Source organism: Cellulophaga sp. F20128, assembly GCF_023015805.1.
Classification (GTDB): Bacteria; Bacteroidota; Bacteroidia; order Flavobacteriales; family Flavobacteriaceae; genus Cellulophaga.
In genome coordinates this window covers 93147-99245 of record NZ_JALKBA010000012.1, presented here as the reverse complement: position 1 = coordinate 99245, position 6099 = coordinate 93147, and the positions used below count along the sequence as shown (strand labels likewise).

The window sequence follows — 6099 nt, the reverse complement described above, 5'->3', positions numbered from 1 at the left end:
ACTTGGATAGGTTTTAAATACAATAACTGTAAATAGTCCAATCCAAGTTCATAATGTTCTCCAAATATGTGTGTAACGAATTTTAAGGATAAGGCCATATTGCCTTCTTTAGGTTGTTTCCCCAGCGGTGAATAGATATTGTAAAAACCAAGATATTCCTGCTTAAAATTAAGATGACTTGGAATGCATGTAAACCCATCATATTTGGGAACTTTACTTAAATGATCTTTACCGTGATCCTGCTTTATAGTTTCCATATTCCAATGCACCAAGATTTTGTTAAAGTGCCCGGCAATAGTAGGGGCTTTCACTTCTTTATAATAGGAGGTTCCTACACGTATATAAGGTGTTTGTTTCATTTGAGTCGTTTTAACACCCTAATTATCTTAAGATGTGATTAAATAAAAAGGAATGTATGCTAGGACTATCGTCTATTACTTAAGGTATAGGCCAAAGCTTCGGATTCTATATCTTGTTTGGACTTGCGCTTATTTTGAAGTAACCATTCCACAAGTTTCTTTTTTTCAAAAAAGAGCATTTTACCGTTGGGTTTGGAATGTGGAATTATGCACGAAGCTGTAAGTTTATATAGGTAGCTTCTGGATATACCCGTATAATCACAGGCTTCATCAAAGGTTAATACCTCTTTGTGTCCTATTAAAAGTTTTTCCAAACGATCTAATCGCTCAAGAATTAATAAATTGTCCATTTTCATTGTTTTAGATTAATAAAATGAACAAAAGCGCTTTTGTTTTCCCTTATGGGATTATAGAAATAAAAGTATTAAATGAAGCCATTGAAAGAAGAAATAATACAAAATAGTTATTCACAAATAATTGACAAACAACACATTATGTCATATTGTGTTAAATTTAATGAAGTAATTACATTTTAATTTTATTTGCAATTAAATAATAACAAACACCCTCTTTTAAAATTATGGTGAAATAGGTTTTTTGAGCGATATGGAAGGTTGTTAACAATGCAAATGAGATATTTAGGTAAAAAAGTTTATTATAAAAGTAAATCTAAAAAACTGAGGTGGATTAAAACAATGGATGTATGGCTAGGATAAAACTAAATCTATAGATAACTATTCTAAAAAAAATAAAAATTTTTGTTCCGGAATAATGTTAATTTATATGAATTACTATCAGGTTTCTCAATAATTTAAAATGTTGTACCTATGTTGTACCTAGCCAATAAAAAAAGCCTTCACATTACTGCGAAGGCTTGATTTTACTAGTAGCGGGAACTGGACTCGAACCAGTGACCTTCGGGTTATGAGCTTGAAGTCGTCCTCAAACAAAACCTACCAAACACCAACAAACTAAATGTTTTTCAGCGTTTTACGTTTTTTCAAATATCTTATGAAATCAATTAAAATCAAATTATTCTGTACTTATTCTGTACTTATTCTGTACTAAGTGATTTTCAAATTGATTACTTTTGTATTGCACAAAACTAATAGATTATGGCGAGTATAAAAATTGTTTTGAGAAAAAATATGATACGAAAAGACAATACAATACCCCTTGCCATTCGTATCAGTGAAAACTATAAAACCAACTATAAGTGGCTTGGTCAGTATGTACTTGAAAAAGATTGGGATAAAAATGCGGGAAAGGCGAAAAGAACGCATCCTTACTCAAAGAAGCTAAATAACTACCTAATGAAAAAGCTTACTGAGGCTAATGATATTTATTTCGATTCCAAGAAAGAACTCACAACTAAGCAAGTCAAGCAAAAATTAAAGGGTGCAGGAGGTTCGAAATCATTTTTTGATGTTGCCTCAGATAGAGTGAAAAACAAATATGAGCGTGGCACATTTTCCGTTGCAAAATCCGAACTGTCTATCCTTTACAACTTAGAAGAATTCTTAAACCTAAGCACAGCTAAGGAAAAAGTCGTCATTATTCACGAAATCAAGGAACGACGAAAAGCGCGAATAAGTAAAGGACGGAAGGGCGAACATTCTTTTATGGATTCCGTAGCGTATTTTAAAAAGAATAAAACATTAAAGTTTCAAGACATCAATGAGTCTTTTTTAGACAAATACAAGGACTTTTGCCTGGTCTATCTTGGGCAAAAAACACGTACAATTACTAATCAGCTTATTTTTATTCGTACATTATTCAACAAAGCTATCAAAATTGGAGTTGTTGATGTGAAATATTACCCTTTCGGTGGAGAAAAAGAAAAAATTCGCATAGGGTCCAGCCATAAGATTGGTCTTACCTCTAATGAAATAGAAAAGATTGAAATCTTGGAATTAGAACCAAATACTTCTATTTGGCATACCAAAAATGTTTGGTTAATTGCTTTTTACTTTGCAGGAATCAGAATTTCCGATGCTGTGCAATTAAGATGGTCAGATTTTAAAGACGATAGACTCCTTTACATAATGCATAAAAATGAAAAACCTGTTAGTTTAAAAATACCGGAAAAAGCAGTCATTATTCTGAGCCAATATAAAAAATGTAAAGCTGAAAACCACGGATATGTATTTCCATTTCTTAGCACCACGAACATTTCTGACAACGAGGAAGTATTTAAAAAAACAAGAAATGCTACTAAACTGTTTAATAAGTATTTAAAAAGGATTGCAATTCAATGTGATATAGATAAAAATCTTTCAAACCACATTGCACGTCACAGTTTCGGGAATATTGCAGGGGATCGCATCCATCCATTAATGCTTCAGAAATTATATAGGCATAGCGATTTGAAAACTACCTTGAATTATCAGGCAAACTTCATTCACAAAGATGCTGACGATGCTTTGGACAGTGTAATTAATTTTTGAAATCGTCAATTTATTCTACAGGTAATTATTGAAAGTATATCTCTAACTTCTAATTGATTACAACACATAACTTCCTTTATCTAATTTTACTTTAGCGTATAATCTGCTTATTTATTCTAAATTAAAACACCTACCTTTATGTAGTAAAAAATAGCAAAATATTATGATAGCTATATTAACTACAGGAGGTACAATTGAAGGTCTCGATTATATTGGCGGTAATGAAAAAAAGAGTTCAAATATCTCAATTAAAAATTTTCTGACAGCTGCCAATGTTGATTTTGAATATACCATAGAAAGTGTATTTAAAAAAGATAGTAGAGCAATAAATGAGAGCGATAGAGAACAATTAGTCCGCAAGATTGTTGAATCTGATGCTTTAAAGATATTAATAACTCACGGCACTTTCACAATGGAAAATACTGCAAAATATATTGGTAAGCTCAATTTAAAAAAAACTATCGTGTTGGTTGGGTCTTTCATTTTAGGTTCATCTGGTGATACGGATGCACCTTTCAATTTAGGATATGCAATAAGCTCATTACAGCTTCTAAAACCGGATGTTTATATTGCTATGAACGGACAAATTTTTCATTGGAAAAATGTTGTCAAAAATTTAGAAACCAACAAATTTGAGCGCAATGAATAGGAATATAAATGTTTGGAACTTCAATACATTGGACGACTTTCTTCTATCTATTAGTAGATACGGTTATTGTATTGTTTACAGTCTACTTTTCTGGAAAGAAACCGAGCAGTAACTTTAAGCGGTTTCTAATTCTTGGTTTATTATTTGTTGTCTATAACGCTACTGGCGGATTTCTTCCTACTGATAATTTCCCTGGACCATTTATACTTCAATACATCATAACATATGGCGCGGCAATCACATTGTGCGTTTACATTGTATATTATCTCTACAGGGAATATGATATTGTCGTTCTGAAATTTAATTCTTCAATTCGGAATCTTGCCATATTTGCAACCGCTAGTTATACCACTCTATTCTTAGTCCCCTATCTTCTCACAGGGTCTTTGGACTCTGCCAGAATTCTCTTTACCATACCAATTTCAGTAGCTGCCATTGTTTTTCTATTCATATTTTACAGACGAATTTCGAATCCAAGTAATCCGAATGCCTTTATTTTAAGGCGTAATAGATTATCTATCATAAGTGTGGGAAGTATAGCATTGTTACCTATTTGTACAGTTATTGGAGATTACCAATGGTTGACCTTTACCGTGATGAACTTGGCCTTCTATGCCATAACAACCATTGAAGTTGATAGGTATTTATACTTTATAGAAAATAATAACCGAATGTACGAAGTGTTCGCACTCAAAAAAAAGCAAAAGGTCGAAGCGATTGAACGTAAGATTTTTTATGAAGATTTGACAAGAAGAGAAATTGAGGTTGCTCTTTCCATTTTAAGCGATTTAAGCTATAGAAATATTGCTAAAGATTTATTCATTGCTGAAAGCACCGTTTCAAAACACGCTTCTAATATCTTCAAAAAGACAAGCGTAAAAAATAGACTTGAGTTCTTAAAACGATTTCGTAAGAAAAAGAAATAATTCATATTCAATCTGAAAACTTAGTGTTTACTATATCTCATAAAAAGTCCGTAGAAAAATACGGTGCATTCCGTGATTAAATACGGAAAGTTTCCCTTTTATAATTCTTGTTTAATATTATCTTACTACAAGCTCCACAAAACTCCCTAATAAGCCACAAATTTCATGAATTACATTGGTTATTACTAAAGTTTTCAGAACAATGAAAAAAGCAACTCAACCTTATCAATTAAATCAAATTACTATGGTTTTCAAATTAAAGATACCTACTTATGAATTCTCAAATACTATCGAAAATATTGCTTCAGGACCTTGATGATATAAAAAATCAATATGATAATATTTTAGAAAGGGCTAACCGTTCGATAAGGGCTTGTCGTAATTTATTGACTACTTATAAAAAAGAAATCCACTATAAAGAATTCCAAACTATCAAGGAAGAAATAAAATTCTTTAAAGAAACCAAACAAATTCCGCTTATAAACTTAATTTATTTTTCAGAAATCCATTCCTTTGAAGTCCAATTTCCAAAAGGAAATAAGGATGACCAATTAAAATTCATTAAGAAGAAAGTCAATAAGATAAATAGATTTTTCCTTATTAATATAGATTTTGGACGATACATCAATTCTGGGGCCACCCATTTTGACAAAGAATACTACACACGAGATTACCTTGATACATTTCACATTACAACCTCAAAATTCTATTTCCAAGATCCTGAATTTTGCACACCTAGAGATATGCTTCTTGGCAAGTACAAGGCTTATGATTCTTTAGTAGTTTATTTAGATGAGAAAAAATTCCTAATTCGCAAAGGACTTAATGGAAAACCGAGTAGCATTAAACCAATAGAAAAAATACATTGGCCATTTTCTAATACAGATTACGTGGAACTACTTTATGCGCTCTGTGCAAAAGGATTGGGCAAACAGGACAATCAAAGTATAATACAGCTTTCTAAAAAGTTACAACAACTTTTTGAAATTGAGCCAAAAGACATCTACAAAACATTTCAGGATATCAAGAACAGGAAAAATAGTAGAACCCTTTTTCTTGACCAACTTGCCACATCCTTACTTATAGAAATGGACAAAAGCGAAGAGTAAATCGTCATTTTCATCTTAAATTCCCATTTTAAAACTATTAAAAAAGACCGTACTACGGTTGACCTACGGTAATTGGATTCCGTATTGCTTTTCAATAATATTTAATATGGTTTGAGGGTTTAAATTTGCAAAAACCAGCTCAAAACGCACCAAAACTTCCCAAATTTTAAAATGTTAAATTTTGACCGTAGTACGGTAGTACTGGGGAATAAAATCCAGTAAACCTACTCAATTTTGTAGAACGAAAGTCAAATCAGGTCAGGGGTTATCAAATTAGTTGACAGCGATACGATAGCCTCTTTCCATTAAAACCGTTCTATTATGCCAACAAGTATTATTACCACAGACGACCTTCGAGAATTCAAAATGGAATTACTCGATGACATTAAAAATCTTTTATCAAAACAATCGAAAGGAAAACTCAAGAGATATCTCAAATCTTCCGAGGTTATGGACTTGCTACAAATAAGTCCAGGAACTCTTCAAAATCTTCGAATAAATGGCACTTTACCCTACACAAAAGTGGGCGGTATCATTTATTACGATGCCGAGGAAATTCAAAATTTAATGACTGCAAATCGCGTGAATCACAATCTAAACTCTTAAATG

Annotated in this window: 6 protein-coding genes and 1 pseudogene; 5 read left to right on the top strand and 2 right to left on the bottom strand. The window is 31.9% G+C overall.

Annotated elements, in window-relative coordinates; translation table 11 throughout:
- Both MWU65_RS12485 and MWU65_RS12480 read right to left on the bottom strand, forming a co-directional pair.
- Window positions 1-359: pseudogene (locus MWU65_RS12485) on the bottom strand (hypothetical protein); the annotation flags it as partial.
- A gap of 65 nt (window positions 360-424) precedes the next feature.
- A complete protein-coding gene (locus MWU65_RS12480) occupies window positions 425-709 on the bottom strand; it encodes a helix-turn-helix domain-containing protein (RefSeq protein ID WP_247078379.1) in 285 nt (94 codons plus the stop codon).
- A 765-nt stretch (window positions 710-1474) separates the two neighbouring features.
- Here MWU65_RS12480 and MWU65_RS12475 point away from each other — a divergent pair.
- The 5 genes from MWU65_RS12475 (at window position 1475) to MWU65_RS12455 (ending at window position 6096) form a co-directional block, all read left to right on the top strand.
- The gene (locus MWU65_RS12475; RefSeq protein WP_247078377.1) at window positions 1475-2806 is read left to right on the top strand and encodes a tyrosine-type recombinase/integrase; all 1332 of its coding nucleotides are present in this window, start codon (window positions 1475-1477) and stop codon (window positions 2804-2806) included.
- A 163-nt stretch (window positions 2807-2969) separates the two neighbouring features.
- Window positions 2970-3455, top strand: a complete 486-nt coding sequence (locus MWU65_RS12470) for an asparaginase domain-containing protein (RefSeq protein WP_247078375.1) — start codon at window positions 2970-2972, stop codon at window positions 3453-3455.
- 8 nt (window positions 3456-3463) lie between these two features.
- Window positions 3464-4381, top strand: a complete 918-nt coding sequence (locus tag MWU65_RS12465; protein ID WP_247078373.1) for a helix-turn-helix transcriptional regulator — start codon at window positions 3464-3466, stop codon at window positions 4379-4381.
- A gap of 272 nt (window positions 4382-4653) precedes the next feature.
- Entirely contained in the window at window positions 4654-5490 is an 837-nt protein-coding gene (locus MWU65_RS12460; RefSeq protein ID WP_247078371.1) for an RteC domain-containing protein, read from the top strand.
- Between the two features lie 321 nt (window positions 5491-5811).
- Window positions 5812-6096: a helix-turn-helix domain-containing protein gene (locus tag MWU65_RS12455; protein WP_247078369.1), complete on the top strand. Its 285-nt coding sequence runs from the start codon at window positions 5812-5814 to the stop codon at window positions 6094-6096.
- Window positions 6097-6099 lie beyond the last annotated feature (3 nt).